The 26566-nt window shown below is 67.3% G+C and carries 30 protein-coding genes; 15 read left to right on the top strand and 15 right to left on the bottom strand.

The window, feature by feature from the left end:
* Nucleotides 1-201 precede the first annotated feature (201 nt).
* The 5 genes from SACXIDRAFT_RS12845 to SACXIDRAFT_RS12825 all read left to right on the top strand — a co-directional run bounded on the left by SACXIDRAFT_RS12845 (nucleotide 202) and on the right by SACXIDRAFT_RS12825 (nucleotide 3809).
* Nucleotides 202-1044 (top strand): SGNH/GDSL hydrolase family protein, encoded by an 843-nt coding sequence (locus tag SACXIDRAFT_RS12845; RefSeq protein ID WP_006238994.1) that lies wholly within the window; start codon nucleotides 202-204, stop codon nucleotides 1042-1044.
* A 158-nt stretch (nucleotides 1045-1202) separates the two neighbouring features.
* Nucleotides 1203-1910, top strand: a complete 708-nt coding sequence (locus SACXIDRAFT_RS12840) for an OmpA family protein (RefSeq protein ID WP_006238993.1) — start codon at nucleotides 1203-1205, stop codon at nucleotides 1908-1910.
* Between the two features lie 39 nt (nucleotides 1911-1949).
* A complete protein-coding gene (locus SACXIDRAFT_RS12835) occupies nucleotides 1950-2384 on the top strand; it encodes a hypothetical protein (RefSeq protein ID WP_006238992.1) in 435 nt (144 codons plus the stop codon).
* 61 nt (nucleotides 2385-2445) lie between these two features.
* Complete coding sequence (locus tag SACXIDRAFT_RS12830) at nucleotides 2446-2937, top strand: DUF6932 family protein (RefSeq protein WP_006238991.1); 492 nt, start codon at nucleotides 2446-2448, stop codon at nucleotides 2935-2937.
* A complete protein-coding gene (locus SACXIDRAFT_RS12825; protein ID WP_006238990.1) occupies nucleotides 2931-3809 on the top strand; it encodes a hypothetical protein in 879 nt (292 codons plus the stop codon). Before SACXIDRAFT_RS12830 ends, SACXIDRAFT_RS12825 begins: the two co-directional genes overlap by 7 nt.
* Nucleotides 3810-3814: 5 nt before the next feature.
* Here the strand turns inward: SACXIDRAFT_RS12825 and SACXIDRAFT_RS12820 are convergent, their stop codons facing one another.
* The 8 genes from SACXIDRAFT_RS12820 to SACXIDRAFT_RS12785 all read right to left on the bottom strand — a co-directional run bounded on the left by SACXIDRAFT_RS12820 (nucleotide 3815) and on the right by SACXIDRAFT_RS12785 (nucleotide 9618).
* Entirely contained in the window at nucleotides 3815-4249 is a 435-nt protein-coding gene (locus SACXIDRAFT_RS12820) for a PIN domain-containing protein (RefSeq protein WP_006238989.1), read from the bottom strand.
* The gene (locus SACXIDRAFT_RS12815) at nucleotides 4246-4488 is read right to left on the bottom strand and encodes a ribbon-helix-helix protein, CopG family (RefSeq protein ID WP_006238988.1); all 243 of its coding nucleotides are present in this window, start codon (nucleotides 4486-4488) and stop codon (nucleotides 4246-4248) included. Before SACXIDRAFT_RS12815 ends, SACXIDRAFT_RS12820 begins: the two co-directional genes overlap by 4 nt.
* A 271-nt stretch (nucleotides 4489-4759) precedes the next feature.
* Complete coding sequence (thpD, locus tag SACXIDRAFT_RS12810; RefSeq protein ID WP_006238987.1) at nucleotides 4760-5662, bottom strand: ectoine hydroxylase; 903 nt, start codon at nucleotides 5660-5662, stop codon at nucleotides 4760-4762.
* Between the two features lie 146 nt (nucleotides 5663-5808).
* The gene (locus SACXIDRAFT_RS12805) at nucleotides 5809-6198 is read right to left on the bottom strand and encodes an ectoine synthase (RefSeq protein ID WP_006238986.1); all 390 of its coding nucleotides are present in this window, start codon (nucleotides 6196-6198) and stop codon (nucleotides 5809-5811) included.
* Nucleotides 6199-6245: 47 nt separating this feature from the next.
* Nucleotides 6246-7499 (bottom strand): diaminobutyrate--2-oxoglutarate transaminase, encoded by a 1254-nt coding sequence (ectB, locus tag SACXIDRAFT_RS12800; protein ID WP_006238985.1) that lies wholly within the window; start codon nucleotides 7497-7499, stop codon nucleotides 6246-6248.
* Nucleotides 7500-7568: 69 nt separating this feature from the next.
* Nucleotides 7569-8114, bottom strand: coding sequence for a diaminobutyrate acetyltransferase (gene ectA, locus SACXIDRAFT_RS12795; RefSeq protein ID WP_006238984.1), 546 nt, complete (start codon nucleotides 8112-8114; stop codon nucleotides 7569-7571).
* A 294-nt stretch (nucleotides 8115-8408) separates the two neighbouring features.
* Nucleotides 8409-8990: an HhH-GPD-type base excision DNA repair protein gene (locus SACXIDRAFT_RS12790; RefSeq protein ID WP_006238983.1), complete on the bottom strand. Its 582-nt coding sequence runs from the start codon at nucleotides 8988-8990 to the stop codon at nucleotides 8409-8411.
* An 85-nt stretch (nucleotides 8991-9075) separates the two neighbouring features.
* A complete protein-coding gene (locus SACXIDRAFT_RS12785; RefSeq protein WP_006238982.1) occupies nucleotides 9076-9618 on the bottom strand; it encodes a hypothetical protein in 543 nt (180 codons plus the stop codon).
* 62 nt (nucleotides 9619-9680) lie between these two features.
* Here SACXIDRAFT_RS12785 and SACXIDRAFT_RS12780 point away from each other — a divergent pair, with 62 nt between their 5' ends.
* On the top strand, nucleotides 9681-10118 hold the full coding sequence (locus SACXIDRAFT_RS12780) for a MarR family winged helix-turn-helix transcriptional regulator (RefSeq protein ID WP_006238981.1): 438 nt from the start codon (nucleotides 9681-9683) through the stop codon (nucleotides 10116-10118).
* Here the strand turns inward: SACXIDRAFT_RS12780 and SACXIDRAFT_RS12775 are convergent.
* Nucleotides 10075-11118: a helix-turn-helix domain-containing protein gene (locus SACXIDRAFT_RS12775; RefSeq protein WP_006238980.1), complete on the bottom strand. Its 1044-nt coding sequence runs from the start codon at nucleotides 11116-11118 to the stop codon at nucleotides 10075-10077. The genes SACXIDRAFT_RS12780 and SACXIDRAFT_RS12775 overlap by 44 nt on opposite strands.
* 51 nt (nucleotides 11119-11169) lie before the next feature.
* On the opposite strand from SACXIDRAFT_RS12775, the gene SACXIDRAFT_RS12770 reads away from it, so the two are divergent.
* Entirely contained in the window at nucleotides 11170-11562 is a 393-nt protein-coding gene (locus SACXIDRAFT_RS12770; protein ID WP_006238979.1) for a cupin domain-containing protein, read from the top strand.
* 117 nt (nucleotides 11563-11679) lie between these two features.
* Here the strand turns inward: SACXIDRAFT_RS12770 and SACXIDRAFT_RS12765 are convergent, their stop codons facing one another.
* Nucleotides 11680-12189 (bottom strand): mycothiol transferase, encoded by a 510-nt coding sequence (locus SACXIDRAFT_RS12765; protein ID WP_006238978.1) that lies wholly within the window; start codon nucleotides 12187-12189, stop codon nucleotides 11680-11682.
* Between the two features lie 223 nt (nucleotides 12190-12412).
* Complete coding sequence (locus SACXIDRAFT_RS12760) at nucleotides 12413-13573, bottom strand: ROK family transcriptional regulator (protein WP_006238977.1); 1161 nt, start codon at nucleotides 13571-13573, stop codon at nucleotides 12413-12415.
* Between the two features lie 82 nt (nucleotides 13574-13655).
* On the opposite strand from SACXIDRAFT_RS12760, the gene SACXIDRAFT_RS12755 reads away from it, so the two are divergent.
* Genes SACXIDRAFT_RS12755 through ggh form a run of 5 tightly spaced genes read left to right on the top strand, consistent with a single transcriptional unit; the run spans nucleotide 13656 to nucleotide 19158 of the window.
* On the top strand, nucleotides 13656-14966 hold the full coding sequence (locus tag SACXIDRAFT_RS12755) for an extracellular solute-binding protein (RefSeq protein WP_006238976.1): 1311 nt from the start codon (nucleotides 13656-13658) through the stop codon (nucleotides 14964-14966).
* The gene (locus SACXIDRAFT_RS12750) at nucleotides 14966-15811 is read left to right on the top strand and encodes a carbohydrate ABC transporter permease (protein WP_006238975.1); all 846 of its coding nucleotides are present in this window, start codon (nucleotides 14966-14968) and stop codon (nucleotides 15809-15811) included. Before SACXIDRAFT_RS12755 ends, SACXIDRAFT_RS12750 begins: the two co-directional genes overlap by 1 nt.
* Nucleotides 15808-16686 (top strand): carbohydrate ABC transporter permease, encoded by an 879-nt coding sequence (locus SACXIDRAFT_RS12745; RefSeq protein ID WP_006238974.1) that lies wholly within the window; start codon nucleotides 15808-15810, stop codon nucleotides 16684-16686. Before SACXIDRAFT_RS12750 ends, SACXIDRAFT_RS12745 begins: the two co-directional genes overlap by 4 nt.
* A gap of 13 nt (nucleotides 16687-16699) precedes the next feature.
* A complete protein-coding gene (locus tag SACXIDRAFT_RS12740) occupies nucleotides 16700-17806 on the top strand; it encodes an ABC transporter ATP-binding protein (protein WP_006238973.1) in 1107 nt (368 codons plus the stop codon).
* The gene (ggh, locus tag SACXIDRAFT_RS12735) at nucleotides 17803-19158 is read left to right on the top strand and encodes a glucosylglycerate hydrolase (protein ID WP_006238972.1); all 1356 of its coding nucleotides are present in this window, start codon (nucleotides 17803-17805) and stop codon (nucleotides 19156-19158) included. The genes SACXIDRAFT_RS12740 and ggh overlap by 4 nt, the downstream gene beginning before the upstream one ends.
* Here the strand turns inward: ggh and SACXIDRAFT_RS12730 are convergent, their stop codons facing one another.
* The 3 genes from SACXIDRAFT_RS12730 to SACXIDRAFT_RS12720 all read right to left on the bottom strand — a co-directional run bounded on the left by SACXIDRAFT_RS12730 (nucleotide 19159) and on the right by SACXIDRAFT_RS12720 (nucleotide 20934).
* Nucleotides 19159-19764 carry an Abi-alpha family protein gene (locus SACXIDRAFT_RS12730; RefSeq protein ID WP_050986932.1) on the bottom strand — a complete coding sequence of 202 codons (606 nt, stop codon included), beginning with the start codon at nucleotides 19762-19764 and terminating at the stop codon, nucleotides 19159-19161.
* A gap of 58 nt (nucleotides 19765-19822) precedes the next feature.
* On the bottom strand, nucleotides 19823-20137 hold the full coding sequence (locus tag SACXIDRAFT_RS12725; protein ID WP_006238970.1) for a hypothetical protein: 315 nt from the start codon (nucleotides 20135-20137) through the stop codon (nucleotides 19823-19825).
* A gap of 185 nt (nucleotides 20138-20322) precedes the next feature.
* Nucleotides 20323-20934: an alpha/beta hydrolase gene (locus tag SACXIDRAFT_RS12720; protein ID WP_040922161.1), complete on the bottom strand. Its 612-nt coding sequence runs from the start codon at nucleotides 20932-20934 to the stop codon at nucleotides 20323-20325.
* A 267-nt stretch (nucleotides 20935-21201) separates the two neighbouring features.
* Between SACXIDRAFT_RS12720 and SACXIDRAFT_RS12715 the strand changes: the two genes are divergently transcribed.
* Together SACXIDRAFT_RS12715 and SACXIDRAFT_RS12710 are read left to right on the top strand one after the other, a co-directional pair.
* A complete protein-coding gene (locus SACXIDRAFT_RS12715) occupies nucleotides 21202-21654 on the top strand; it encodes a MarR family winged helix-turn-helix transcriptional regulator (protein WP_006238968.1) in 453 nt (150 codons plus the stop codon).
* 253 nt (nucleotides 21655-21907) lie between these two features.
* Nucleotides 21908-22288, top strand: coding sequence for a hypothetical protein (locus SACXIDRAFT_RS12710; RefSeq protein WP_006238967.1), 381 nt, complete (start codon nucleotides 21908-21910; stop codon nucleotides 22286-22288).
* Nucleotides 22289-22337: 49 nt separating this feature from the next.
* On the opposite strand, the gene SACXIDRAFT_RS12705 is transcribed toward SACXIDRAFT_RS12710, so the two are convergent.
* On the bottom strand, nucleotides 22338-23111 hold the full coding sequence (locus tag SACXIDRAFT_RS12705) for a metal-dependent hydrolase (RefSeq protein ID WP_006238966.1): 774 nt from the start codon (nucleotides 23109-23111) through the stop codon (nucleotides 22338-22340).
* Between the two features lie 222 nt (nucleotides 23112-23333).
* Here SACXIDRAFT_RS12705 and SACXIDRAFT_RS12700 point away from each other — a divergent pair, with 222 nt between their 5' ends.
* Complete coding sequence (locus tag SACXIDRAFT_RS12700) at nucleotides 23334-26543, top strand: S8 family serine peptidase (RefSeq protein ID WP_006238965.1); 3210 nt, start codon at nucleotides 23334-23336, stop codon at nucleotides 26541-26543.
* Nucleotides 26544-26566 lie beyond the last annotated feature (23 nt).

Below are 26566 nucleotides of genomic sequence, written 5' to 3'. Positions count from 1 at the left end.
CCTCGCCTCCGGGCTTCGACCGGGGCATCACCATACCGAGACGTTCACCACATACACCGAAAACAGCAGGACCAGGAGGGGAAAATTGTCGAGACTGGGGCTTGCGAACCAACCGACGGTAGCGTAGGTGGGTCTCGGGGGTGCATCCTGTCGGGTCGATTGCGGGATTTTCACGGGGCTTTTACTGGGAGGAGACGGTTGGTGACCCACTTCGACAGTTACGTCGCGATCGGGGACAGCTTCACCGAGGGCCTCAACGACACGCTTCCGGACGGCTCGTTCCGTGGCTGGGCCGACCGGCTGGCCGAGATCCTCGCCGGGGGACGCGACGACTTCAGGTACGCGAACTTCGCCATCCGGGGCAAGATGCTCGCGGAGATCATGGATGAGCAGCTGCCCATCGCGCTCGACATCAAGCCCGACCTCGTCACCGTGTGCGCGGGGGGCAACGACATCATCGTGCCCGGCGCCGACGTTGACGAGGTGGCTGCCGAGTTCGAGAAGGGCATCGTGAAGCTGCGTGAGGCAGGCATCGAGGTGCTTATCTTCACCGGTCCCGACACCAAGGGGCTCTCGGTGATGAGCATCCTGCGCAGCAAGGTCGGCATCTACAACGCTCACCTGTGGGCCATCGCCGACCGGCACGGAGCGAAGGTCGTGGATCTCTGGGCCATGCACGTCCTGCACGACCTTCGGGCATGGAGCGACGACCGGCTGCACTTCACGCCCGAAGGCCACCGCCGCATCGCCCTTCGCGCCGCCGAGGTGCTCGGCGTGCCTACCGAGAGCGACTGGCGCGAGCCGTGGCCGGAGAGCACCGCGCCCGTCAACTGGCTCACGCTGCGGCGTTCCGACCTCGAGTGGACGAAGACGCATCTGCTGCCGTGGATTCGCAGGCAGCTGCGCGGCGAGTCGATGGGCGACGGGGTACTGCCGAAGCGCCCGCAGCTCGCGCCGATCACGGTTCCCGCGCCGATGACCACGAAGCAGACCGTCGCGGCGCTGGCGGAGCAGTCCGTCGCCGAGCACTCGAAGTCGGCCTGAGGAATCGAGGAACCGAAGGGGCGTTCCCCTCCGCGATCCCGTAGGGGAACGCCCTTCTTCGGACACCCCTCGGAGACCCGGCCGGAGACGGTCGGTGCTCCACCCCGCGGTGACGTCGAACCGCGCGGTGAAGGGTGCGCTGCCGCTACCCTCGCCCTATGCCGGCTCCGCGTCTTCTCGCCGCGTTCGCCGCCCTCGCGGTGCTGGTCACCGGTGTGCTCGCACTCGTAGCCACCGTCGTCGAAAGGGGCGGCATCGAAGCCGACCTCACCGCCCGCTCGCGCGAGGCACTGAGCCGGTCGGGGCTGCCTGCCGAGGCGGTGAGCTTCTCAGGAAGGGACGCCACCGTGCGAGCGCGCTCGCCGCACGAGGCCCTGCTCGCCGAATCCGTCGTCGAGGACGTTGACGGTGTGCGTTCGGTCGATGTCGTCACCTCCGGCGGGCACGGCGGTCCGCCCACGCCCCAGCGCGGCGCCGCTCCAGCCGATCCTGGGGCCTCGGCCAAGGCACGGCTGCAACGTTCACTCGACGAGGTGCTCGCCGATAACCCGATCACCTTCCGGCCCTACTCCTCCGACCTCACGTCCGGCGGTGAGGACGCCGTGGCGCGGGTCGCCGAAACGCTGTCCGGTGCTCCCACGGATTGGCGGTTCGAGGTAGGGGGCCATACGGCGCGGGTATCCGGTGCGGACCCGGAAAGCGCCGAGGAGCTGTCGTACGCACGGGCCGAGGCGGTGGCCGAGGAGCTGGTGGACCTCGGTGTGCCACCCGACCAGGTGAAACCGGTCGGTTACGGCGATACCCGTCCCCTCTCGCGGCACGGCACATCCGCGATCGACCGGAGGGTGGAGATCAGCGTTCGTTAGCGCACGCGGCGCGAGGCACGACCTGGCAGGAGGCGCACGATGCTGTGGTTGTTCGGCGAGATCTGGCTGTGGTTGCTGGTCGCGTTCGTGCTCGGACTCTCGATGGCGGCGTTCGCGTTCCTGTCAGCGCGCCGATACCGGAGGGCCACGGCCGACGAGGAGCGAACCGACACGACCCCCAGGGTGGACGTACCCGATATCGTGCCCGACACCGAACGCACCCAGCGCATCCGAAGGGTCGGCCCTCAACTGCATTTCGGCGACCGCACGCCAGACCAGGGCACGCCATTGGAGAGCACCGCGAGGAGCAGGCCGGGTTACGACCTCGACGAAGTGCCCGACGAGGGCAGGCGAGCAGGCGTGTTGCCGCTGACGCCGTCGGAGTGGCATGCCCGCAACGAGTGGCCCGACGAACGCGACATCGCGGGCGCCGAGAAGGACGCGGAGGAGAACCGCCCGCGCCGCGAACGCTGACCGGTGAAGCTGATAAGTTCCCGGTTGATCCCCGGTTCGCGTTCGTAGTGAAGGACCGTGCATGCCGCTACCGCACTGGACGTCGGAGAACGTTCTCCCGCCAGGGCGGCACCTTGCCGACCTCTCCGACATCTACGAACGCTTCGTGTGGGACGCGCCGTATCGCAATGAGCGCGAGATCCTGTTCAGTGCGCTCAGCGGCTACCTCGGCGTGGTGTGCAGGCTGATCCCCTCGGGGCGCGCGTGGATAGGCGGGGAACTCGTCGTGCGGTCGGCTGAGGTGCCCCGCGACGTCGATGTGGTGTTCATCCCCGACGAGTGGGGAGCCCTGAAACGGCTCGACGGCCCAGCTCGATCCACCTTCTACGGCATGTTCACGCTCAGGGGCGTGATCGCGGAACACCCGGTGATGTATCTCGACCAGGTGCAGCCGGTCAGCGGCCTCGTGGACGGTTTCCTGTGCCACCCCGGCGACGAGGACGCCTGGGAGGCCGCGTGGTCGCGCGGGCCCGTGCCCGGCATGGTGAAGGGCTTCCCGGAGGTGGTGTGGTGAGCTTCCGGCAGATCGCCGAGAACATCCCCGGCGGCACCTGGCTCGACGACCTCGCGAGAGCATCGGCACTGGCCGCGCACGCGAAGTTCGAGCGCACGTCCCGTTCGCCGCTGCTGAGGGTCTCGGTCCTCGGCTCGTCCCATCTCGACGCCTACACCTCCTCCGACATCAGCCGCGCGCTTCAGGACGCCACGGCCAAGATCGGTCACATCGTGCGCAATCCGCAGGCCGAGATCACGTCGGTGCAGCCGTCCGACAGGGAGAAGGCGCCGCTCATCCAGCGCGGACAGGCCGGCAACGCGATGTTCTTCGGCTTCCCTGAGACCTCGATGCCTGACGCCCTGATCTCCGAAGGCATCGAGACGCTCTCCGAGCGCGCGGTCAAGGAACTCTGCGACTTCCTGCCGGTGAACGGCTCCGACGACGGCGCGCTCGACGCCGTGCTGCTCCAGCGAGACACCGTCCGCAACGCGGTGAGCGACATCGTCAACGCCGTGATGCGCACCGCCAGCATCGCCCTCTCACTCGTGCCGACGACGGGTGAGGAGGTCGCCCGAAGCATGACGAGCGAGCAAGCGAGGGTATTGCAGAGCAGTTTGCGTGAATCACGGGAGGACGTCGGGTACGAGACCGTCACGGGAAGGCTCGACGGTGTCCGCACCCGCAGGCGGATCTTCTACCTTGAACGCGACACCGGCTCCACCATCCAGGGCGCTGTGGCTCCCGATCTACTCGACAAGATCAAGGAGAACCTCGACCGCCCTGTCACGGCGCGGCTGCGGGTCGTGCGCACCACCACCATCGACGGCCGCAGGGGACGCCCTGTGTACGAACTGCTGGAGATCCGCTCGGAGACGAGCCTGTTCGACTGAGGCCGTCACCCATCGAATGGCAGGATCTCGAACGCCTTGAAACGGGGGGTTAACGGCCGGACCGCCCTGAAATCGCGCTGGTCGAGCGTGAAGATCTGGTTGGTGTTGTATCGGTCGGCCAAGACGACGCCCGCCGCGTCGGCGAGATCGAGTCGAAGACCGTCGTACTTCCCTCTGACCTCGTGTGCTTTCACGACATCGGCATGGCGAAGTTCGGCGAGCTTGTACTGGCCCGCAGCCATCCGGTCGAGCAACGCTTCCGAAGCCTGCATCGCTGCGGAGAACCCTAGATCCCGGCGAATCAGGTGGTCGAGTTCCGTCATGACGAACGGGGAGATCACCAATGGCTGGCTGTCCAGTACTGTGGCCGCCGCCGAGTGCTCCGGTTGTGCCGCGTCAAAGGCAGCGTGCAGCGCCGACGTATCCGCGACGATGATCACCGACGCGCTGTCCGCTCTTTGATCTGCTGATAGAGGTCGTCGTCCAGCTCCTCGGCGCTCCTGGCTCGACCGCTGTTGAAGACCGGCAACGGGCGCACATTCCTCGGCCGATGTGAGGCTTCGAGCACCATGGCGATTCCCCTACGGATCAGCTCGGCCTTGCTGATCCCTGTGGCAGCCGCCTCCGCGTCCAGCCTGATCTCCAACTCTTCCGGAAGATAGACTGTCGTTTTCACCATGCCATATATGGTACCACCCGTGCGTCGTCACCCCGCATACGAGTACGGCCCCATGTCACCAGTCCCGAATCTGGTGGCATGGGGCCGTACTCACGCAAATCCACACATCGCCGGTCGAGAACGGGCCTACCCCGAGCAAGGAGCACCCGGCTTCGTGACGGCGAACCTCACCAGCCGCGCCGTTGAGGTGCGGATACGGTAACAGACCGCGTCGGAACGGCTACGACCGCCCCGACGCGGTCTGCTCACGCCTGCGCGCCCGCCCTCGGTGTCAGCGGGTGAGCGGAGTGAAGTCCCGCGCGCCGATGAACGTCGGCCTCGGGTTCTTCGCCGCGAACGGCTCCACCAACGTGTTCTCCACGCTGTTGAACACGAGGAAGATGTTCGACCTCGGGTACGGCGTGATGTTGTTACCCGACCCGTGCATGATGTTGGAGTCGAAGAACAGCGCCGAACCGGCAGGCCCCGTGAACTGGTCGATGCCGTGCTCGGCGGCGAGTTTCGTGATGTCGTTCTCGCTGGGAACGCCGATCTCCTGCTCCTTCAGCGACGCCTTGTAGTGCTCCTCGGGGGTCTCACCGACGCACTGCACGAACGTGCGCTGAGAACCCGGCATCACCATCAGGCCGCCGTTGAACGGGTAGTTGTCGGTCAGCGCGATGGAGCAGCTCACCGCGCGCGGCCTCGGCATGCCGTCCTCGGCGTGCCAGGTCTCGAAGTCCGAGTGCCAGTAGAAGCCGTTTCCCTTGAATCCGGGCATGTAGTTCACCCGGCTCTGGTGAATGTAGACGTCAGAGCCGAGGATCTGCTGTGCCCTGTCCAGGATCCGGGGGTCGCGCGCCAACTCACCGATCAACTCGCTGATCCGGTGCACCTCGAAGATCGACCGGACGTTGCCGGACTTCTTCTCGGTGACGACGCGCTCGTCGGCCTTGAGTTCCTCGTCCGACGAGAGCCGCACGAGTTCCTGCCAGTACCCCTGTACCTCGGCAGGGGACAGCAATCCCTCGATGATCGAGTACCCCTTGGCGTCGTGCGAAGCAAGGGCGGCCGCGTCCATCGGGCCGTCCTGTTCGGCGCCCCAGACGGTGGGGTCCGTCCGCTCCAGCAGCGTCGCCTCACCGGCGACGCGGGTGGGGTACAAATCGGTGGTCCGGCTCTCCGCGAGAGTCACGTAACTCGCCTCCTCCGAGTGCCACTGTGCTGTTTTTCGGTCGGTTGTGTCGTTCCTTTTCTCGTTCTTCCGGGTGATACCCGTTCGGGATCCGTGGGAACCGCCCCAACGACGGCCCCCACGAAACCTGCACTGGGACCGCCTTGTCAGTCCTCGATGACGAGGGGGTAGACACCGTTCTCGTCGTGAACTTCACGGCCCGTGATCGGCGGGTTGAACACGCACACCGTGCGCATGTCGGTCTTCGGGCGCACCTGGTGCTTGTCGTGCTCGTCGAGCAGGTACAGCGAGCCGGGCTTCAGCTCGTAGGTCTCCCCCGTCGCCTTGTCCGTCAGTTCGCCCTCGCCCTCGACGACGAACACGGCCTCGATGTGGTTGGCGTACCAGAAGTCGTTGACGGTTCCGGCGTACAGCGTGGTCTCGTGCACGGAGAACCCGACCTTGTCCTTCGCGAGCACGATCCGCTTGCTCCGCCAGTTCGGCTGCTTGATGTCAGCCTCGGTGTCGGTGATCTCATCGACGGTCCGGACGATCAACTTTGCTCCTTCACAGGTCGGTTTCGGGATGGTCGGCACATGCTCGGTCAGTGCGCGAGCACGGCCTCGACGGACTCCTTGATGATGGAAAGGCCCTGCTCGATCTCCTCGTCGCTCGTGGTGAGCGCGGGCAGCAACTTCACCACTTCCCCGTCGGGGCCGGAGGTCTCCATCAGCAAACCACGGTCGAAGGCCGCGGCGCAGACCTTGCCCGCGATCTCGCCGTTCGGGAATTCCAGGCCGCGCGCGAGCCCTCGGCCCTTGGCGACGAGACCGGTGTCCGGGTACTGGTTCACCAGCTCGGTGAAGGTCTGGGCGATACGCTCACCCTTCGCCTTGGTGGCCTTCTCCAGCTCGCCGTCACGCCAGTACGTGCGCAGCGCCTCGGCGGCGGTGACGAACGCCGGGTTGATGCCCCGAAACGTTCCGTTGTGCTCGCCGGGAGCCCACACGTCGAGGTCGGGGCGGACGAGCGTGATGGCGAGTGGAAGGCCGTATCCGCCGATCGACTTGGAGAGACAGATCATGTCGGGCTTGATGCCCGCTTCCTCGAAGCTGAAGAACGGGCCAGTGCGCCCGCAGCCCATCTGAACGTCGTCAACGATCAGCAGGATGCCGTGGCGCTGGCACAGATCCGAGAGGCCCTTCAGCCATTCGAGGCGGGCGGCGTTGATGCCGCCCTCGCCCTGAACGGTCTCCACGATGACGGCGGCGGGCTCGTTCAGGCCGCTGCCGGAGTCGTCAAGCAACCGCTCGAAGTACAGGAAGTCCGGGTAGGCGCCGTCGAAGTACTTGTCGTACGGCATCGGTGTCGCGTGGACGAGCGGAACACCGGCACCGCCGCGTTTGAGGGAATTACCGGTGACCGAAAGGGCACCAAGCGTCATCCCGTGGAAGGCGTTGGTGAAGTTGATGACCGACTCCTTGCCGGTCACCTTGCGGGCCAGCTTCAGCGCGGCCTCCACGGCGTTCGCACCGCCGGGGCCGGGGAAGATGACTTTGTACTCCATGTCGCGCGGCTTCAGCACGACGTCGTTCAGCGTCTCGAGGAAGTCCCGCTTCGCGACGGTGAACATGTCGAGCGCGTGTGTCACGCCGTCGCGCGAAATGTAATCGATCAACGCCTTTTTCAACACGGGGTTGTTGTGCCCGTAGTTGAGCGCACCCGCACCGGCGAAGAAGTCGAGGTATGGTTTGCCGTCTTCTGAGTAGAGCCAACTACCCTGCGCCCGGTCGAACACGGTTGGCCAGCCACGGCTGTAGCTGCGCACTTCTGACTCGAGCGTTTCGAAGATGCTCACTTGCTCAGTCTCCTGCTATTGAGGAACAAATAGAATGGCGGCGAGATGGGTCACATTCGCGCCAATCGATCACTGTGGCCGTGCGGCGCCCGCGAGCGGACCGATCCGAAAGAGGTCCTCGGGCTCGTGCGCGTCGGGGAAGTCACCTTCCTCGAACAACCTCGATCGATCCAACGTGGCGTTCCACCTCTTCGCGAACGAGGAGAACAACCTGATCGAGGCCTCGTTGTCGGGCGTGATCGTCGTGTCCAGGTAGCGGACCCCGGTCTCGACGAGGCGGCCGAACAGCTCGTCGAGCAGCGTGCCCGCGAGTCCACGACCCCGCTGGGACGCATCCACGGCGACCTGCCACACGAGTACCGCGTCAGGATCGGTCGGCCGACGGTAACCGATGACGAAACCGACGATCTCACCATCGACACGGGCGACGACGGACGTCTCGGCGAAATCGACACACCACAGCAGGTAGGCGTACGACGAGTTGAGATCCAACTTCTGCGAATCGCGTGCGATTCGCCATAGGGCGGCGCCGTCCTGCTTGGTCGGCGTTTCGATCACAATGCGGCCCGCCGATTGATTATCGCCGTTGGCACGCTCGGAGTGCTTTCCGGACATATTCAAAGAACGTAACAGAGTGCTTTGAACGGTTCAGCCCGACGGGGTACGGCACAGCGTAGCTACCTGCAACAACGCAGAAACACATGTGACAATGCCGACAGAAAGGTTCCGATCATGACTTACGATGTGCTATGAGCACAGCCCTAGGGCCGCCGTATTCGGCGGGTACCTGAACAGGAACGGTAGTGGCGCCCGGCACAGAACGCGAGCGTCCGTATGAGTTAGCGCCCCGTCGGGTGAGTTCGTTACACCCGGACGCACCGGGCGCCACGATGTGGGCCGATGTGGATCTCAGCCCTTCTTCCCTGCGCTTGCCGCCTTGGCCGCCTTCTTGAACGAGCGAACCTCCTGGAGCGTCTGCTCGTCAACGACGTCGGCGATGGAGCGGCGCGAGCCCTCCTCGCCGTAGGCACCTGCCGCCTCGCGCCAGCCCTCCGGTCGCACGCCAAGTTGCTTGCCGAGCAGCGCGAGGAAGATCCTGGCCTTCTGGTCGCCGTAGCCGGGCAGCGCCTTGAGCCTGCGCAGCACCTCGAGGCCGTCCGGCTCACCTCCGGCCCACAGGTCGGCTGCCCGGCCCTCGTACTTCTCCAGCAGGTACCGGCACAAGGCCTGGATGCGCCTGGCCATCGCCCCGGGGAACCTGTGCACGGCCGGCTGACTGGCACACACGGCCGCGAACTCCTCCTCGTCCGCTTCGGCGATGGCACGGACGTCGAAGGAGCCCATCCGGTCCGCGATCTTCTTCGGCCCCGCGAACGCCACTTCCATCGCGATCTGCTGGTCGAGGAGCATGCCCGTGAGCAGCGCCGCCGGGTTCTCACTGAGCAGGGTGTCGGCGTCGGTGTCGCCAGTGAGATGCAGCGTCGGCGTCATGACCTCATCCTGGCAGACCGTCACAGCGCTCGCCGTAGGCGACACGGTCGGCCCTGCGGCGGCGGCCCCCTGACCTCGCTTGGCCTCACCTGGCCGCGATGCCGCGTTCCGATCGCCGCGCCCGCGGTGCGCTTCCCCCGCTGAGCGCCTGCATCACGACGCCCACCAGCCACACGCTCGCCAGCGCGATGACGGTCGGGTTCTTCACGATAAGCAGGACGCCGAGGTAGCCGTCCCTGGCGGACTCCGGCACCGCGGCACCGACGAGCTTCTCGGTGAGCAGGTCGAAGATCACGAATCCCGCCCCGAGCAAGCCGAGGTGGAACAGCAGGCTCATCGGGTGCTTCCGCAGGAACCGGCCCGCTTGTGCCCATGACGTCTCGACGCCGTCGAACGCCCAGCGGACGATCAGCGCGAGCAACACCAACCGCACCGCGCCGACAGCCACTTCGGAGGCCATCGAGACACCGCTCGGGATCTCCTCCTGCCAGGTGACAACGACGAGCCGCTGGATCCCGGGGAGCAACGAAAGCCCCACGATCACGCCGATGTGTCTCAGATAGAAGCGCCAGGTCCACACGAGCACCTCCGAGGCGAGCGTGACCTCGCTCGACAACTTGGCACGCACGGCGACCACCTCATTCGTTTTAGTTTAGTGAAGTAAAACGTATGGCGCGGTAAAGTGCAACCATGAGCGAGTCCCGGAATGCCGACCTCGGACGGGAGTTGAGCGCGGCCGTCGTGATGTTCCACGAGGCGGTGGGCGCCAGGCTGGGGCTGAGCGCGAGCGACCAGCGCGCACTGGCCCTCATCAGCAGGCACGGACCGCTCACGGCCGGACAGCTGGCCGAACACACCGGCCTCACCCCCGGAGCGATCACCGGCATGATCGACCGGCTCGAACGAGCCGGGCTCGCCAGCAGGAATGCCGATCCGGCCGACCGCAGGCGAGTGCTCATCAGCAGCACGGGACAAGGCGGTGACTCCGCGATCTTCCGTGACCTTGCCGCGGCAATGAACGCCGTCACCAGCCAGTACACCGAGTCGGAGCAGCAGTTGATCGCCGACTACGTGACCCGCACGATCAACGCGCTTCGTGAACAGACGAGGAAGTTGACGGAGCGCTGAGAGAGGAGGGCTGCCGCTGACGGTGACCGAACCGCCTGCGGTACTCGGTCGGGTTCACCCCGACGTGCTTGCGCAGCAGCAACCGCAGGTTCGACGCCGTGCCGAGCCCGCTGGACGCGGCCACCTGGTCGAGGGTCAGCTCGCCCTTCTCCAGCAACAGGCAGGCCAGGCGGACTCGCTCCCCCGTCAGCCACCCCAACGGCGTGGTGCCCAGTTCGGCCGCGAACCTGCGATGCAGGGTGGCAGGACTCACCGACGCCCGGCGAGCGAGATCACGAACAGTCAGTGGCTGGTCGAGACGTGCCTGGGCCCACTCGAGCACCGGCGCGAGGCCAGCCTCCGCGCGACGCGCCACAGGACGCTCGACGAACTGTCGTTGCCCTCCGTCCCGGTGACCGGCGAACACGGCACGTCTGCTCACCGCGTTGGCGACATCAGCGCCGTGGTCGTTGCGGATGATGTGCAGTCCGAGGTCGAGCGCAGCCGCACTGCCCGCGGCCGTGAGCACCGAACCCTCGTCGATGTAGAGGACGTCGGGGTCGAGGTCCACGCGCGGGAAGCGCGAGCGGAAGACGTCGGCCCAGCGCCAGTGGGTCGTCGCTCGACGGCCGTCGAGAACGCCGGCCTCGGCAAGAGTGAACGCGCCGGTGCAGAAGCTCATGAGCCGGGCGCCCCGCGACGCCGCGGTCCTGACGGCGTCGAGCACCGGCCCCGAAGGCGGCACCTCCGGGTCGGGCCGGTTGGGCACGAGTACGGTGTCGGCCTCCTCGACGGCTTCGAGCGGCGCGATACCGGAGATGGTGAAGAAGCCCGCGTGCATCGACACTGTCGGCGTCGCAGAGCAGAGCCGGAGCTCGTACCACGGTTTACGCAGCCGGCCTTCCAGTTCGGGCCTTCGCAGCCCGAACAGCTCCGTCGCCACCCCGACTTCGAATGGGTTCGACCCGTCGTCCACGATGGCGACCACGCGATGCGCCGACTGCGACGACTCTTGCGACATATGCGATTTGTAGCACTTACGGGGGACGCTCGCAGAAGCGATGATCAACTGATGGAGCACGCACCCATCGACCTCGCAGCAGCCCTCGCCACGTTCGACCAGCTGTGGAGCCCCCGCATTGTCACGACGGTGAACGACTACGACGTGCGCGTGGCCAAGGTGAAGGGCGAGCACGTCTGGCACGCCCACGACGACACCGACGAGTTCTTCGCCGTGCTCGACGGCGAACTCCAGATCGGACTGCGGGAAGGCGAGCGAGAGCGCACCGTGGTGCTGCCGAGAGGCTCGGTTTTCGTTGTGCCACGCGGCGTCGAGCACAAGCCGTCGTCGAAGGACGGCGCCGCCATCCTGCTGTTCGAGCCCAGCGGCACCTCCAGTGTCGGTGACCGGCACGAGACCGTGCCCGAGCACGTGGACGTCACCACGGGCCACGCTCTCGCCTGAACGACGGCCGGGCACAGGCTCGCATCCGGCTTCGGGCGACGTGCGCTTCGGTGGCCGAAGCGCACCAGCGGCACCTCGCCCCTGCGCCGTCTCCCGTTGCCGCGCCCTCGTGGCAGGTCAGCGCCGGAGCACGATCCCCCGCACGAACGCCGCCTGCCCCGCGTGCTGGAGGTCGTCGGCGATCACACTGACGAGCCGCACCCCCAGCGTCACCGGCGGGCTCCACGACTCGTCAACCACCACATCGAGATCCGCCTCTGTGATGCTCTCCAGGTAGGAGATCGTGTGCGCGTGAACGGCGTCGTGGTAGCCGGTCAGCAGCTTCGCGGAGTTGACCCGCACCGAGGCCACGTCCTCGCTCGTGTGCCCGAAACCGGTGTCGTCCTGCGGCAGCGGCAGCCCGAAGCGGTCGTAGAAGCCCTCCGCCGTCCACGACTGGTCACGTCCGGCCACTTCGGAAACGTGATCGTCCTGAACCCGCGTCAGGTGCCACAGCAACCACGCGATCGAGTTGGCCTGCTCGTCGATGCGACGGTTCAACTCGGTGGCGCCGAGCCCTCGCACGGCGTCGTGCACCGCCTCCCTGACACGCCCGAACCCGTCGATGAGTACGCCCATGCTGTCCATGCCGAGAATTCTCGTGCATCGGACGGGCGGGTGTGATGCCGAAAGGCCACGCGCAGGCGCACGGCCAGGAACCATCCGGAGCGCCTGCCTCGGGGTGCGGACAGGGTGCGCACACATGTGCGGGAAGTGCAGACACCCGTGCAGAGGGTGCGGACACATCGCGGGAGGTGCAGACACTCGTACACAAAGTGCAAGCACCCGTGCACAGGGTGCGGACACGGCTTCAGGGGGCGCGGCCGCAGAGGGCGTCCACCACCGTCGGGGACAACATCTCGTCGGCGACGAGACCGGAGAGTCCCACGCACGCGCCCCTGTCACCGAGCTGGGAGGCCGCGATGTCGAGCTTCCGTAACGCGCTGGCATGCGCGCCTGCCTCCACGGTCGCGCGCAATGCCTCCACGAACGGCGGAAGAACCCCCACCTCACCCCCGAGGCGGACGTAGCGGGGATTCACGATCGTCACCACGGTGGCGAGCACCGTTCCGACCAGCTTTCCCGCCGAGTACACCGCCTCGATGGCCTCGCGCCTGCCCTCGGAGACCCACCGCACGACGTCGTCCACCGAGCGAGCGCCGCTCGGGCGCAGCGACCGGACGAGAGCCTGCCCGCTCGCCTCGGCGGCGACACACCCGCGGCGCCCGCACGAGCAGCGCCGGTCGCTGCCCTCCACGCGCATGTGCCCGATCTCCCCCGCCGCACCGGTTTCGCCCCGGTGAGCCCTGCCACCGATGACGACCCCCGCCCCGATGCCCGTGCCCACCTTCACGCCGACCACCGTCGCCTCCGGCCTTCCCATCGCGTAGTAGTCGGCAAGCGCGAGTGCGTTGGCGTCATTCTCAAGCAGAACCGGAACGTCGAACGCGGCGACGAACGGGTCCCCCAAGCGCACGCCCGTCCACTCCCGCATCGTGGCAGGCGCGGTGGTGATGCCCGCTTCGTGGTCGATCTGCCCAGGGACGGAGAGCCCCACCGCGCGGAGTGTGCTCGCCCTTCCCGAGCCGCTGAGCAGCGAGCGGCCCTCCCCGACGAGCATCGGCAGCGTCGCATCAGGACTGTGCCGTGCAGACAGCCAGACGTCGCGTCTCGCGAAGACGGTGCCCCGAAGGTCGGTCACGGCGAGTGTCGCGTGACTCTGCCCGATGTCGGCGACCAGCGCTGTCAAGCCGGTGTCGTTGACGGCGAGCAGCTCAGCCCTCCTGCCTCCACTCGACTCCCTGTGCCCCGCACGCCGGACGAGGTCGGCCCTCCGCAGAGCGTCGAGACGTTCCACCATCGTGACGCGCGACACCCCGACCCGCTCCTGTAGCTCCTGGCGGGTGAGCGGCCCCTCCGCGCGCAGCACGGCGAGCACGTGCCCTGCGGAGGTGGGAGTGGTGTCGAGCATGTTGACAGGATGGCGCAGTCCACTTATGTTCACCAGCTAGACAAAAGTCGTGCGGTGCGAACCACACAGCCTGGGGGTCCCGATGCGGAGAGCCGGTCTCAGCCGCCGCTCACTCCTGCGTGCCGCCGGACTCGGCGGTGCAGCCCTCGCGGCTGGCTGCACCGGGTTCGCCACGACCGGCAACGGCGGCATGGTTTTCCTCTCGACGCAGTTCCGCCCGGTTGACGAGGCCGAACGGTTCCGGCGACTACTGGCGAGCGTTACGCCGGGCGAGGTCAGCTACGTCACCATCGAGGAAGGCCCATTCACCAGCCAGGTCCGCAGTCAGGTCGATGCGGGTCGCACTCAGCTCGGCCTTGTCGCCGGTCTGCACGGCGACCTCGCTCCGCTCGCGGGCGACTACCTCACCGACGTCACCGGCCTCCTGCGCAGGCTCGGCGATCGCGGCTGGCCGCCCGAATACCTCCGGCTCGCGCGCACGGGCACCGATCGCAGCTGGTATGTGCCGTGGGCGACGGCCAGCTACGTGCTCGCCGCACACGCCGACGCACTCGAACACCTCCCGCCGGGCGCCGAGGCCACGTCGCTCACCTACGACCAATTCCTCGACTGGGCCATCGCGGCGCGAAAAGCCAACGGCAACCGGCCCATGCTCGGACTCCCGGCAGGGCCGGAAGGCTTACTCCACCGCTTCACCCAGGGTTACCTGCTCCCGTCGTTCACGGGCGGCCAGATCACCACGTTCCGCTCGGCCGAGGCCGCGACGGCGTGGGAGTACCTTCGCGACCTCTGGGCCAACTGCGTCAGCGCCAGCACCACGTACGACTTCATGCAGGAACCACTGGAGACCGGTGAGGTGCGCATGGCGTGGGACCACGTCGTGCGGCTCGTCGAGGCGCCGGAGCGTGATCCGGCGCACTGGCGCATGCTCCCGAGCCCACGCGGTCCGCACGGGCTCGGCTACATGGCAGTCGTCGCCGGTCTCGCGATCCCGAAGGGCAGCACCGATCCGGCTTTGGCTGAACACACCATCGACGTTCTCTGCCGACCACGCACCCAGATCGAGCTTCTGCGTTCCAACAGCTTCTTCCCCACGGTGGACGCGGTGATCCCCGAAGAGCTGCCACCCGCGATCACCCTCGAGGCCGACGCGGTACGGCGCCAGCAAGAGGCCGAGGACGGCCTGCTGTCCCTTCCGCCCGTCGGGCTCGGCGCGAGAGAGGGCGAGGTGACAAAGGTCTTCCAGGACACGTTCCGCTCCATCGTGCTCGACGGCGAGCCGATTCGGTCCACTCTGGACCGTCAGGCCGCGAACCTCCAGCGCATTCTCGACGAGCTGCGCATCCCGTGCTGGGCTCCGGACCCGCAGTCGGATCGCTGCGAGGTGGCTTGATGACGAGGCTCGCTCGCTCACCGTGGGTTCTGTTGCTACCCTCCGTCATCCTCATGCTCGCGCTGTTCGGCTGGCCTGTGGTTCAGGCGGTGCTGGCCGCGTTCACCCGTGACGGCGAACTCACGCTGGATCACTGGCTGCGACTGATCGAAGACCCGTACTTCCTGCGGGCACTGCGCAACACGATGCTGCTCATCGTGATCGTCGTGCCGATCCAGCTCCTGCTCTCACTCGGCATGGCCCTGCTCGTGCAGGCACGCCCCCGCTTCGCCGGAGTCCACTTCTACCTCTGGTGTGTGCCACTCGCCATCTCCGAACTGGCCGCCGGACTGGTGTGGTTGTCGATCTTTGACAACCGGGGCTACCTGAACTCGTTACTCGTCTCGCTGGGGCTCTCCGAACACGGTCTGCCCTGGTTGGGCTATGACAACCCGGCGACGATGCTGCTCGCCGTCGTCGTCGCCGAGGTGTGGCGGGCCACGGCGTTGATGTTCGTGATCGTCGTCGCAGGCGTGCAGATGATCCCCCGCGACTACGACGAGGCCGCCCAGGTCTTCGGCGCGTCGTTCTGGCAGCGGCTGCGGCACGTCACACTCCCGCTGCTCGCACCGAGCCTCCAGGTGGCGCTGATCCTGCGCACCATACTGGCGCTTCAGGCGTTCGCGGTGGCACAGGCACTCACCGGCCGAGACTTCCCGCTGCTCGTCGGCGAGACCTACGAGTGGTACGTCAACCTCCAGAATCCGGCCGTGGCGAGCGCCGTCGCACTCGTGGTGCTCGCCATCTCTCTCGGCACCGCGGTGCTGTACCTGCGGACGGTGCGTGGTTCGGAGGACGCGCGATGAGCACACAGGTGACGACCTCGGTGAAGGCGCGGCGTGTCCTGCCTCCGGTTGACCGGGCTCCGTTGCGGCGACGGCGCAGGCGCGCCGCGGCCGCGCAGGCGGCCTGCACAACGGTGACGTTGTTCATGGCGCTTCCCATCCTGCTCATCGGTCTCGCGGCGGTCTCCTCGCGCGATGCGTTGGCCGAGTTTCCCAAGCCCCTCGTGCCGAGTGAGTTCTCCACCGAGACGCTGCGGGCTTTCGTGCAAGCCACGGGCACCGTCCCGGCGTTCGGCAACTCGCTACTCGTCGGCCTTTACACCGTGTTCTGGTCGCTCGTCGTCGGAGCGCCTGCCGGATACGCGCTCGCCAGACACGCCTTCAAGGGCAAGGACAGCTACCGGGTGTTCATGCTCCTCGTCAGGGCTCTGCCGATCGTGGTCCTCTCGGTCCCCCTGGCCACCATGTTCCTGCGGCTCGACGTCTACGACACCGTGTTCGCCACGACACTGGTCCATACCACGCTCGCGCTCCCGACCACCGTGCTGATCACAGCCAGCATCTTCGTCTCGGTGCCGAAGGACGTGGAGGAGGCCGCGCAGGTCTTCGGCTGCACCCGCTGGCAAGCCGCGCGCAAGGTCGTGGTCCCGCTCGCGCTACCCGGCCTCGCAGCATCGTCGATCTTCACGTTCGTCCTGTCGTGGAACGAGATCCTCGGCGCCACCGTGGTCACGCTCGGCCACCGCACCCTGCCTGCCCAGGTGCTGACGTCGCTCGCTGAAGCGTCCGTCGCCTACCGCTTCGCAGGCGGCTTCGCGCTGATCGTGCCCGCGTTGCTGTTCATCTTCCTGATGCGCCGATACCTGCTGAACATGTGGGGCACCACGCTTCGATGAGGGGGGTACCGCCATGGCCGAGGTCGTACTGAAAGACCTCGTCAAGACCTATCCGGGCAACGAATCCAGAGCCACCGACGCGGTGTCACTGGAGGTCGCCGACGGCGAGTTCATGGTCCTGCTCGGGCCGTCCGGCTGTGGCAAGACGACGCTACTGCGCATGGTCGCGGGACTGGAGCTGCCGGACTCCGGTCAGATCGTCATCGGCGACCGCGACGTCACCTATCTCGAACCACGGCGGCGCAACCTGTCGATGGTGTTCCAGTCCTACGCCGTGTTCCCGAACAAGTCCGTCGCCGACAACATCGGTTTCGGGCTGCGCGTGCGTGGAGTGGGCGCCGACGACGTGCGCCGCAAGGTGGCGTGGGCAGCCGAACTGCTGCAACTGACTCCCTACCTCGACCGTTACCCCGCTAAGCTCTCCGGAGGGCAGCGGCAGCGCGTGGCCGTGGCCAGGGCCATCGTTATGGACGCCGACGTGCTGCTCATGGACGAGCCCCTGTCCAATCTGGATGCTCTACTGCGGTTGTCGTTCCGTGCGGAGCTGAAGAAGCTGGTCGGCGAACTCGGCACGACCACGCTGTACGTCACGCACGACCAGGTGGAGGCCCTTTCGCTGGGTGATCGAGTCGCGGTGATGCGCGAGGGCGCCGTCGTGCAGTGTGCCGCGCCGACGTCGGTCTACGACGAGCCTGCCGACACGTTCGTCGGCGGGTTTCTCGGCAGCCCGCCGATGAACTTCCTGACCGGCACGGTCGGACATGACGGCACCGCCCTCCGCCTGGATCTTGGTGGGCAGTCGGTGCCGGTACCGCCCGCGCTGGCCTCCTACAAGGGCAGCGACCTCACTCTCGGCATCCGCCCCGAGTCCGTCACTGTGGAGGAGCCCGGCACCACGGCAATCGCTGACGACACGGCCACCGTGCGCGGCGCGCTCCAGGTGCTCGAACCGCTCGGCTCCGCCGTGTTACTGACCACCGAGGTGTGCGGGCAAACGGTGAAAGTACAGGCTCCCGCGGCGTTCCGCACCGAGCCCTCCTCGGAATTGCGACTGTGCATTCCCGCAGGCCAGTGCCGCTGGTACGACCCCGAGACCGGTTTGTTACTGGAGGTCCCGTGAGCACGGCCGCCGGCTCGGGGCGGCTTTCCGGCACCACCCTCGCCGCCCGCGCGGCGGCCGTGCTCCGGGACAACGACACCGGCGCACTCGTCACCGCGTCGCCCAAGCTGTACCCGCACATGTGGAGCTGGGACGCCGCGTTTATCGCCATCGGCCTTGCCTACCTCGACGTCCGCAGGGCACTCACGGAACTCGGCACGCTGCTGGCGGCCCAGTGGTCGGACGGGATGCTCCCCCACATCGTGTTCACCGACGCCGACGGCTACTTCCCAGGGCCGGACAGGTGGGGCACCGACACCGTCACGCGACGACCGGCCTCGGTGCGCACCTCGGGAATCTGCCAGCCGCCCGTGCATGCCATCGCGCTGCGCAGGATCGTGGACGTCGCCCGCGCTAATTCGGCAGGGGAAGCGGCACTCGCCGAGTCGTTCACCGCGCGAGCCTGGCAGGCGCTGTATCGCTGGCACCGCTGGATCGCACGCCACCGGATCGCGGAACCGCAGGGCCTGCTCACCATCGTGCACGGCTGGGAGTCCGGAATGGACAACTCGCCCCGCTGGGACGCGCCCTACGCCGGAGTCCGTCCCGGCCCTGACCTCCCCCCGTACGTGCGGCTCGACACACTCGGCGTTGACGACCCCGCCGAACGCCCCAGCGACGACGAGTACCACCGCTACCTGTGGCTCATCGAGCAGATGCGGCGTGTGGGCTACGAACCGGTCGAGGTGCTCGCCACCTCGGACTTCCGCGTGGGAGACGTGTTCAGCACCGCGTTGTTCGCGGTCGCGTGCGACGACCTCGCCGATCTCGCCGACGACCTCTCGCTGCCCTTCCGCGCCGAGGTCGCCGGCCTGCGGATGTGGGCAGCCCGTTCTCGCCGTGCCGTCGCCGACGCCGCAGACCCGGTCTCCGGGCTTGCCTTCGACCTCGATCTGCGCAGCGGCGAGCGGCTCCGCACCCGAACCGTCGCCGCATTCGCCCCGCTGCTGTGCTCCGCACTGGCGGAGCCCCTTGAGACACGCCTGCTCTCCGACCTCACCGGCCCGGACTGGGCAGGCCACCCAGGGCTCACCGCCGCCGTGCCGCCGTCGGTGTCACCCCGGGAGAACGGCTTCGATCCGCGCCGGTACTGGCGGGGTCCGCAGTGGCCGGTGGTCGTGTGGTTGTTCAGTTTCGCTCTCCGCAGAGGTGGCCACACCGCGCTCGCGCGGCATTGGAGACAGGAGGGTCTGCGGCTGCTCTCCGACGGCTCCTTCGGCGAATACTACGAGCCGTTCACCGGCGAGCCACTCGGCAGCACACAGCAGTCGTGGACCGCGGCCGTGGCTCTCGACTGGCTCTGCGGCTGGTGATCACCTCGCCGCCTCCTCCCCTGCCGGATCACACGCGCGCCACAGCCGTGCTCCGAAGCCGGAGATCCGCACGGTGCCCCGCACGAACGAGGGCCGCCTCACCGCGCGCGCAGCGTCGAGAACGACCTCGTCGGCCGCGAGCACCTCGTAATGCGTGCTCAGCGCGCCGTCCTCGGGACCGAGATCGGCGAGGCCGAACGCCACGAGCCTCGTGATGTAGCCGGGAACGTGGTCGGCGAGGGTCACGCCTGCCGCCCTGCCGACGGTCGAAGCGTTGCGCAGCACGAACCCGCCCGTGCCACCGAGAAGTGTGCGTTCTGCGACGTCGAGCGTAGGAAACGGTGAGCCCTCCGCAAGCGTGGCGAGCAGGCGCGCCTCGTCGGGTACGAGCGAGCGCAGCGCCGTCTCGTAAAGGCGAAGAGTGGCTTGCTGGCGACCGAGGTCGGCCGACTCGGTGAGCAGCTCTGCCATCAGAGCACGGAGCGAATCCGCACGGTGAGCCGGGAAGTGATCGGGCAAAGCGCCGGAATGCGGGACCCGTTCATTCTCGGCACTGGGTAACAGTTTCGTTAGCTGGTAACCCGTCCGAGCGGCCCACCCCGCCATTCTGCCTACGCGGTGTACCAGGTTTCGCGGCGCCACGCCCCGATATTACTGCGACGCACTATCCTTTCGGGTGGTTCTGACCGGGAGGGTAGAAACCCCAGAGCTGGAGTGCCTGACGAATGAAGTCGGCGCCGATCCGGTTCGCCTCCGCGACGTTGCCCTCCCGCCGGGCAGGCACGTCACCGCCCCAATCCACCACCCGATCACGCTCGGCGGAAGGGTGTTTCCAGTGCTCACCACATCCCGAGGGGCACGGCAGCTCGACAGTACGGAGAACACCGTGCTGCGGCTGCTCCCACGACAGCACCCCCGCGCCTTCGCACAGGGGGCAGTCGTCACTTCGGAACCTGGCCGAGTCCTCCGCAGTTCCCACAGGGGTCCTTCCGGTTTGGGGCGAGCCCGGAGCCGAGACAACGCGGGCAGTTCACCATGTCACCGAAGTTCATCGCGTCTTCCCTCACGTTTCCGGAAGCGAACACGACCATATTGGCCTGCCGACACGATCGTGACACCCCAACGGACAATTCACCCGTTCAACACGGTGAATTAACCCGTTCGTCAGTACGCCAGCCACTCCTTCGCGGCAGCCAGGCCGTCAACAGTGATCTGATGGCCTCCGCTGTGCCAGTGCTCGGTGACGTCGGCCCCTCGCTCCCTCAGCGCGGCGGCCAGCTCCTGGGCGGGACCGAGCGGAGCCATCGGGTCACGCCGACCGTTCACCATCAGCACCCGCGTGCCGGAAAGGTCGAGGCTCGGCGGATCGGGCACCGGGAGCATGGCCGCGAACAGCACAGCCTCCGTGACCACCTCGGGACGCGAGAGCAACACGGCAGCGGCGATGTTCGCCCCGTTGGAGAAGCCGGCGGCCACGAGCCTCCTGCCCCCGAGGTCGTAGCGTTCGCGCGCCTCGATCACGAAGTCGGCGAGCTGGCCGGCGCGGTGGACGACGTCCTCGGCGTCGAAGACACCTTCCGCGTGCCTGCGAAACCACCGGGCAGCGCCGTTCTCGGACACCTGGCCCTCGGGGGCGAGCATGGGCGAGGCTGGGCACAGCTCCTTGCCGAGCGCCAGGATGTCCGCCGGGCTCCCACCGGTTCCGTGCAGAAGCAGCAGAACCGGCGCCGAGGGACTGCCCTCGACGAACTCGTGGTCGAACATCAGCTCGCTCATGCACTCACCGGCTCATTCTCACTGGGCGCATCCGCTTCGGCCGACCGTCCGCCATGGCCTTCCAGCCTTCCCGCCATCGCCTGTGACGCGGCGCGGCCATCCTGCCCCGAAACGGCATCGGCTGAACGGCGTCGCTGAAATGGCGACGTCGGACAACAGCGCCCTCAGCGGAGCCCCTCCTCGGCAGGGCGGATACCTCTCACCATGTCCGGGTAAACTCTCGCGCGCAAGATATTGCGATGTCTACGTTTTTCTATACTGGCCCCCGTGCCGTCCGCCCCCGACGACGACGAACTGGTGAAGTGGTGGAGCCTCGTGATCGAGGGCTCCCTCACCACCCACGACCGGCTCATGGGCGAGATCACCGAGCGGTTCGGCCTTTCTCCCGCCTCTTTCGAGGTGCTGCTGCGACTGGCCCGAGCGCCGGGACACCGCCTTCCGTTGACTCACCTTGCCAGGGCGACGTCCCTGTCGAGCGGGGGCTTCACCAAGGTCGCGGACCGGATGTGCGCGGCAGGCCTGATCCACCGGTCGCCGAGCGGAAAGGACAGGAGGATCACCTACGCCTGCCTGACCGAGCACGGCGCCGACGTCGCACGGCGAGCTCGCACCACCTGCGCCGATCTGCTTCGCCACCTCCTGCTCGCCCCGCTCGGCCACGAAGAGTCGCGGGCACTGGCCGAGACGATGCGTGTTCTGCGGGACAGTTCACGAAATTGACGGCCGCCAATCACAAGATTTCATGCGCGTCAATCACTCACCGGCGTGACCTTTCCCGAAACGGTGTCACCTGATTCTGAAAAACGCCCTGGAAAGGGCGTGATTTCCCCGCGCGATCCTATTCCCCTACTGGGCGAAGTGATGTGCGACACCGAACCGGCGCGGCTTGATGGCGCCCGGATTCGGGTAGCAGAACGGCGAGGCATTCTCGCCTCGGTTACACGCCCTGTGTGTCTCGAGAAAGGACCATCTCATGCGCAGTGTCCGTCGCGGATTGGTTGCGACCGCCCTTGCTTTCCCGCTCGCGCTGGGCTTCGCCGGCGTCGCAGGCGCTTCGGAGAAGGGTGAAGTGGACTACGCCGCGTACGAGGCGAGCTTCGCCGCGGCAAGCCCCGAGGGTGCCGCAGCCGGCGAGGTGTCGAGCGAGGCTCTGCACGCCGAGTTCGAAAAGCACGGCAAGAAGCACCACGGCAAGAAGGACGGCGACGCCCGCCACGGCAAGCACGGCAAGCACGGCAAGGGCGAGAAGGAGATCGACTACGCCGCGTGGGAGTTCAGCGGTGCCGCCGCGGGCCCCCATGGCGCAATCGCGTGGGACATCGACTCGGAGGCTCTTCACGCCGAGAAGGGCTGAGGACGTTCCTTCGTCCAAGGTGCCCCGGACATCGATGTCCGGGGCACCTTTATGTGTTCTTCTGGTTGAGGACGTCGTCGAAGAAGCCGAGCAGCGCGGGCCAGACACCAGGAATCAGCAGTACGCCGAGAACCGTGAACACGGGAAAGAGAAAACCCGTTTCCACCTTATCCCCCGTGCGGAAACGCAACCAGCGCGGTGGCCGCAGTTCGTACCAGGTCTCGCCCGCGATGGGAACCGGGAACAGGAAGGGACACCCCGATTCGGTGAGCGCATCGCCGAGGCAGTGCGTGAAACAGCCGAGAGCTACCGCGATGCCGAGCAGTCCTGACACCGAATCGAGTTGCGCGAGCGCGCCGGGACTGTTCTCCGCGACCCACCACACGACGGCCCCCGCCGCCACGGGAAGCAGCCAGTCACCCAGCGCGTCCTCGGCGAGCAGCAGGCCGAACACCACGACTCCGACGACCACCCACGGCCCGCCTGCCGAGGTACCCGCCGCCGCCGCGCCACCAACGAGCAACGCGAACAGCAGCGTGTGGGAAAGGTGCCGGTGGCTGCCTTTCTTCCGTTCGTCCCTCGGTCCCTTCGTCACCCGGTACAGCGCGGCAGACGCGTTACGCAGCAGCCACGAAAGGCTCTTCGTCAGCGGCCCGAGGAGCTTGGACGCCCTCGCACCGGGGTGGTCCAGATCGGGCAACAGCGCATACCCCGCGGTCGTCGCCGCGAACACGAGCGCCTGCGAGAGCGTGGTGATACCCACCACCGGCGCCGCCGCAAGTCCGGCGCACCAGCCGGTCAACGCATGGGTGCGACCCATCATGGGAGTCGGGAACCTTCCAGCCGTCGGTCGGGAACGAGATCGAAATCGGTGCGAACAGTCTTCCCGACCGACCACGCGCAGTGATCAACACCCCTGCGCCGGACGCACACCGTGCTCGCCGACCCTACGAAAGTCGGGAATCTCGCGCCGGTTCGTCCGGATGTGAAACGTCTGTGAGTCCGCTCAGGATGATCGATCCAAACTTCTGTTGGAGGTCACCTGGTGGCAAGACAACCCTGGATGAGACGGCTCGGCGTCGCCACGGCGGTGAGCGCCGTCGCGGTGCTGGGACTCGGCGTTCCCCAAGCCACGGCCGGGCAGCAAGATCCGTTGCCGTCGCCGGAGCCCGGTGACGAGCAGCTCGACCGCGAGGACCGCATCCTGCTGGAGAAGGCGGAGAAGGCGGGCAAATCCTCGGTCACGCTGCTCGTCGCAGCGGAGCGGGGCAAGGCGGACACCGCCGAGAGCGAGCTGTCCTCTCTCGGCGGCACGGTGCGGGACACGAACGAGAAGCTCGACTACCTCAAGGTCACGATCCCGATCGCGAAGGCGGAGCAGGCCCAGAAGCTGCGCTCGGTGCACGCCGTGGATGTGGACGGGCTCATCGCGAGGGACGAACCGGAGCCGCTCGGCGCGACCGACCCGGCTCCCCAGCCCGCGCCCGGCACCGACACCCCGAAGAGCAACCCGTACCTGCCGACGCGGGACACCAAGGCCGACCGGTTCACCACGCTGTTCCCCCGCTGGGACGGCAGGGGAACCACGATCGCGATCCTCGACAGCGGTGTCGATCTCGACCACCCTGCCCTCGCGAAGACCAGCACGGGCGAGCGCAAGATCGTGGACTGGTACACGGCCAACTCGCCTTCGTCCGGCGACGGCACGTGGGTGAAGATGTCGAGCGAGACCCACTCCGGGGCGTTCACCGCGCAGGGTCGCGAATGGACCGCACCCGACGGCGAGCACACGTTCGGCCTGTTCTCCGAGACCGCCGGTGACCTGGGCTCCGGCTCCAGCGAACTGGGCGGTGACGTCAACAGGGACAGCGACCGCGAGGACAGCTGGGGTGTTCTGCTCGACACCGCGTCCAAGGAGGTGCGGGTCGATCTCGACGGCGACGGCGACTTCACCGACGAGAAGCCGATGCGCGACTACGCGGTCAACCACGACATCGGGTTCTTCGGCGAGGACGACCCCGCGACCGGTGTCGTCGATCGCATGGCTTTCGTCGTGCAGACCGACCAGCCCGGCTACGTCAACATCGGCCTCTCCGCCGGTGCGCACGGCTCGCACGTCGCCGGTATCGCCGCGGGTAACGACCTGTTCGGCGGGAAGATGGACGGCGCGGCCCCCGGCGCGAAACTGATGTCGGTGAAGGCGTGCCTCTCCACGCCTTCGTGCACGTCGAGCGGTCTCGTTGACGGCGTCATCTACGCCGCGACCCACGGCGCCGACATCGTCAACATCTCCATCGGCGGCCTGCCCGCACTGAACGACGGCAACAACGCGCGCGCCGAGTTGTACAACCGCATCATCGACACCTACGACGTGCAGCTGTTCATCTCGGCAGGCAACAGCGGTGCGGGGGCGAACTCCGTCGGTGACCCCTCCGTGGCCACCGACGCGCTGAGCGTCGGCTCCTACATCACCGACGACACCTGGCTTTCGAACTACGGCTCCGTCTCGTCGGAGGAGGAGAGCCTCCACCCGTTCTCCTCACGCGGTCCGCGTGAAGACGGCGGTTTCAAGCCCAACATCGTCGCGCCGGGCGCCGCCGTGTCCACCACGCCGAGGTGGCAGCCGGGCAGCGCGGTGCCGGGTACCTACGAACTGCCCGCCGGTTACGGCATGTTCAACGGCACCTCGATGGCGGCTCCGCAGGCCACCGGCTCCGGCGCGCTGCTGGTAAGCGCGTACAAGTCGATCTACGGCAAGCGCCCCGAGCCCTCGGTGCTGCGTTCGGCGATGACCTCGACGGCCCGGTTCGTCGATGGTGTCCCCGCGTACGCTCAGGGAGCCGGTCTCGTGGACACCATGAGGGCGCTCGACGTGCTTCGCGGCAGCGAGCACGCCGACGTCACGACGTCGGTCGAGGTCAACACGGTGCTGTCCCACCAGCTGTCCACTCCGGACACCGGTGTCGGCATCCACGACAGGGAGGGTGTGCAGGTCGGCGAGAGCTACACCCGCACCTATACCCTTGAAAGGAAGACCGGCCCGAAGAGGCCGGTGACCTACCGCGCGAGCTGGGTCGGCAACGACGGCACGTTCTCGTCGCAGCGAACCGTGACGCTGCCGCTCGGCCAACCGGTGACCTTCGACGTGCGGGTGAAGCCGTCGAAGACCGGTGCGCATTCGGCGCTGCTGCGCCTCGACGACCGCAGGACCTTCGGCTACGACGTGCAGACCATGAACGTCGTGTTCGCGCCGCTGGAATTCGCCGAGCAGGACGGTTTCACGGCGAAGGCGTCCGGCACGGTGGGCCGCAACCAGGTGTCGAAGGTGTTCGTCCGCGTTCCCGAAGGCACCGCCTCGATGAAGGTGGACATGGCCGCCGGTGGTGATGCGGGCAAGGGTCAAGTGCGTTTCGTCCGTTACGACCCCACCGGAATCCCCGTCGATTCCACGTCGTCGCTGGCCTGCTACAACCCCGACGCCGGTGGCGGCTGCCCCGGTGGCACGGCCACCAGCCGCACACTGACCGACCCGATGCCGGGTGTGTGGGAGATCGTGGTGGAGGCACGCCGGACCTCCGATGCCGCGACATCGCCGTGGTCGCTGACGATGGCCGTGCAGGGCGCCTCGGTGGAGCCGAACCCCGACGTCCTTCCCGAGGTGACGCTGGGCGAACCCGTGTCGCGCGAGTACACGGTGACGAACCGGCTCGGCAGCTTCACCGGAGCGCTGGAGGGCGTACCGCTCGACAGCGCCCGTAAGGAGCGCCCGAGCATCGGTGAAGGTGAGCAGCAGTCATACGACGTCACGGTGCCCGCAGGCGCCACGTCGCTGACCGCGACCATCGGTTCGGTGTCCGACGGAGGTGCCGATCTCGACCTCTTCGTCTACGACTGCACGTCGGGGACGTGTCAGCTCGCCGACTACACCGCCGACGGCGACTCCGAGGAGTCGGTGACCGTGGCGAACCCGGTTGCGGGCACGTGGCGGGTGGAGATCGACGCCTACGCGGTTCCCGCAGGCACCACCGAGTACGACTACCTCGACACCTACGCCGTCCAAGGGCTCGGAGTCGTCGAGGTCGCCGACGAGCCACAGGAGCGCGCCACCGGAGCCACGTGGACCGCACAGGCCACAGTGACCGCGAACGGTGACCCCGGCGAGGGCCGCCTTTTGCGGGGCGTGCTGACCGTGCGCACCACCGACGACCTGAGAGTCGGCAGCACGGAGGTGCTCGTGGAGTCCGTCACGGGCTGAGTTCCGGCGCGGAGAGTGGATCA

The organism is Saccharomonospora xinjiangensis XJ-54 (assembly GCF_000258175.1).
In the GTDB taxonomy this organism is placed as follows: domain Bacteria; phylum Actinomycetota; class Actinomycetes; order Mycobacteriales; family Pseudonocardiaceae; genus Saccharomonospora; species Saccharomonospora xinjiangensis.
Note: the sequence above shows the minus strand (reverse complement) of the source record. Positions and strands in the feature narration are given on the sequence as shown.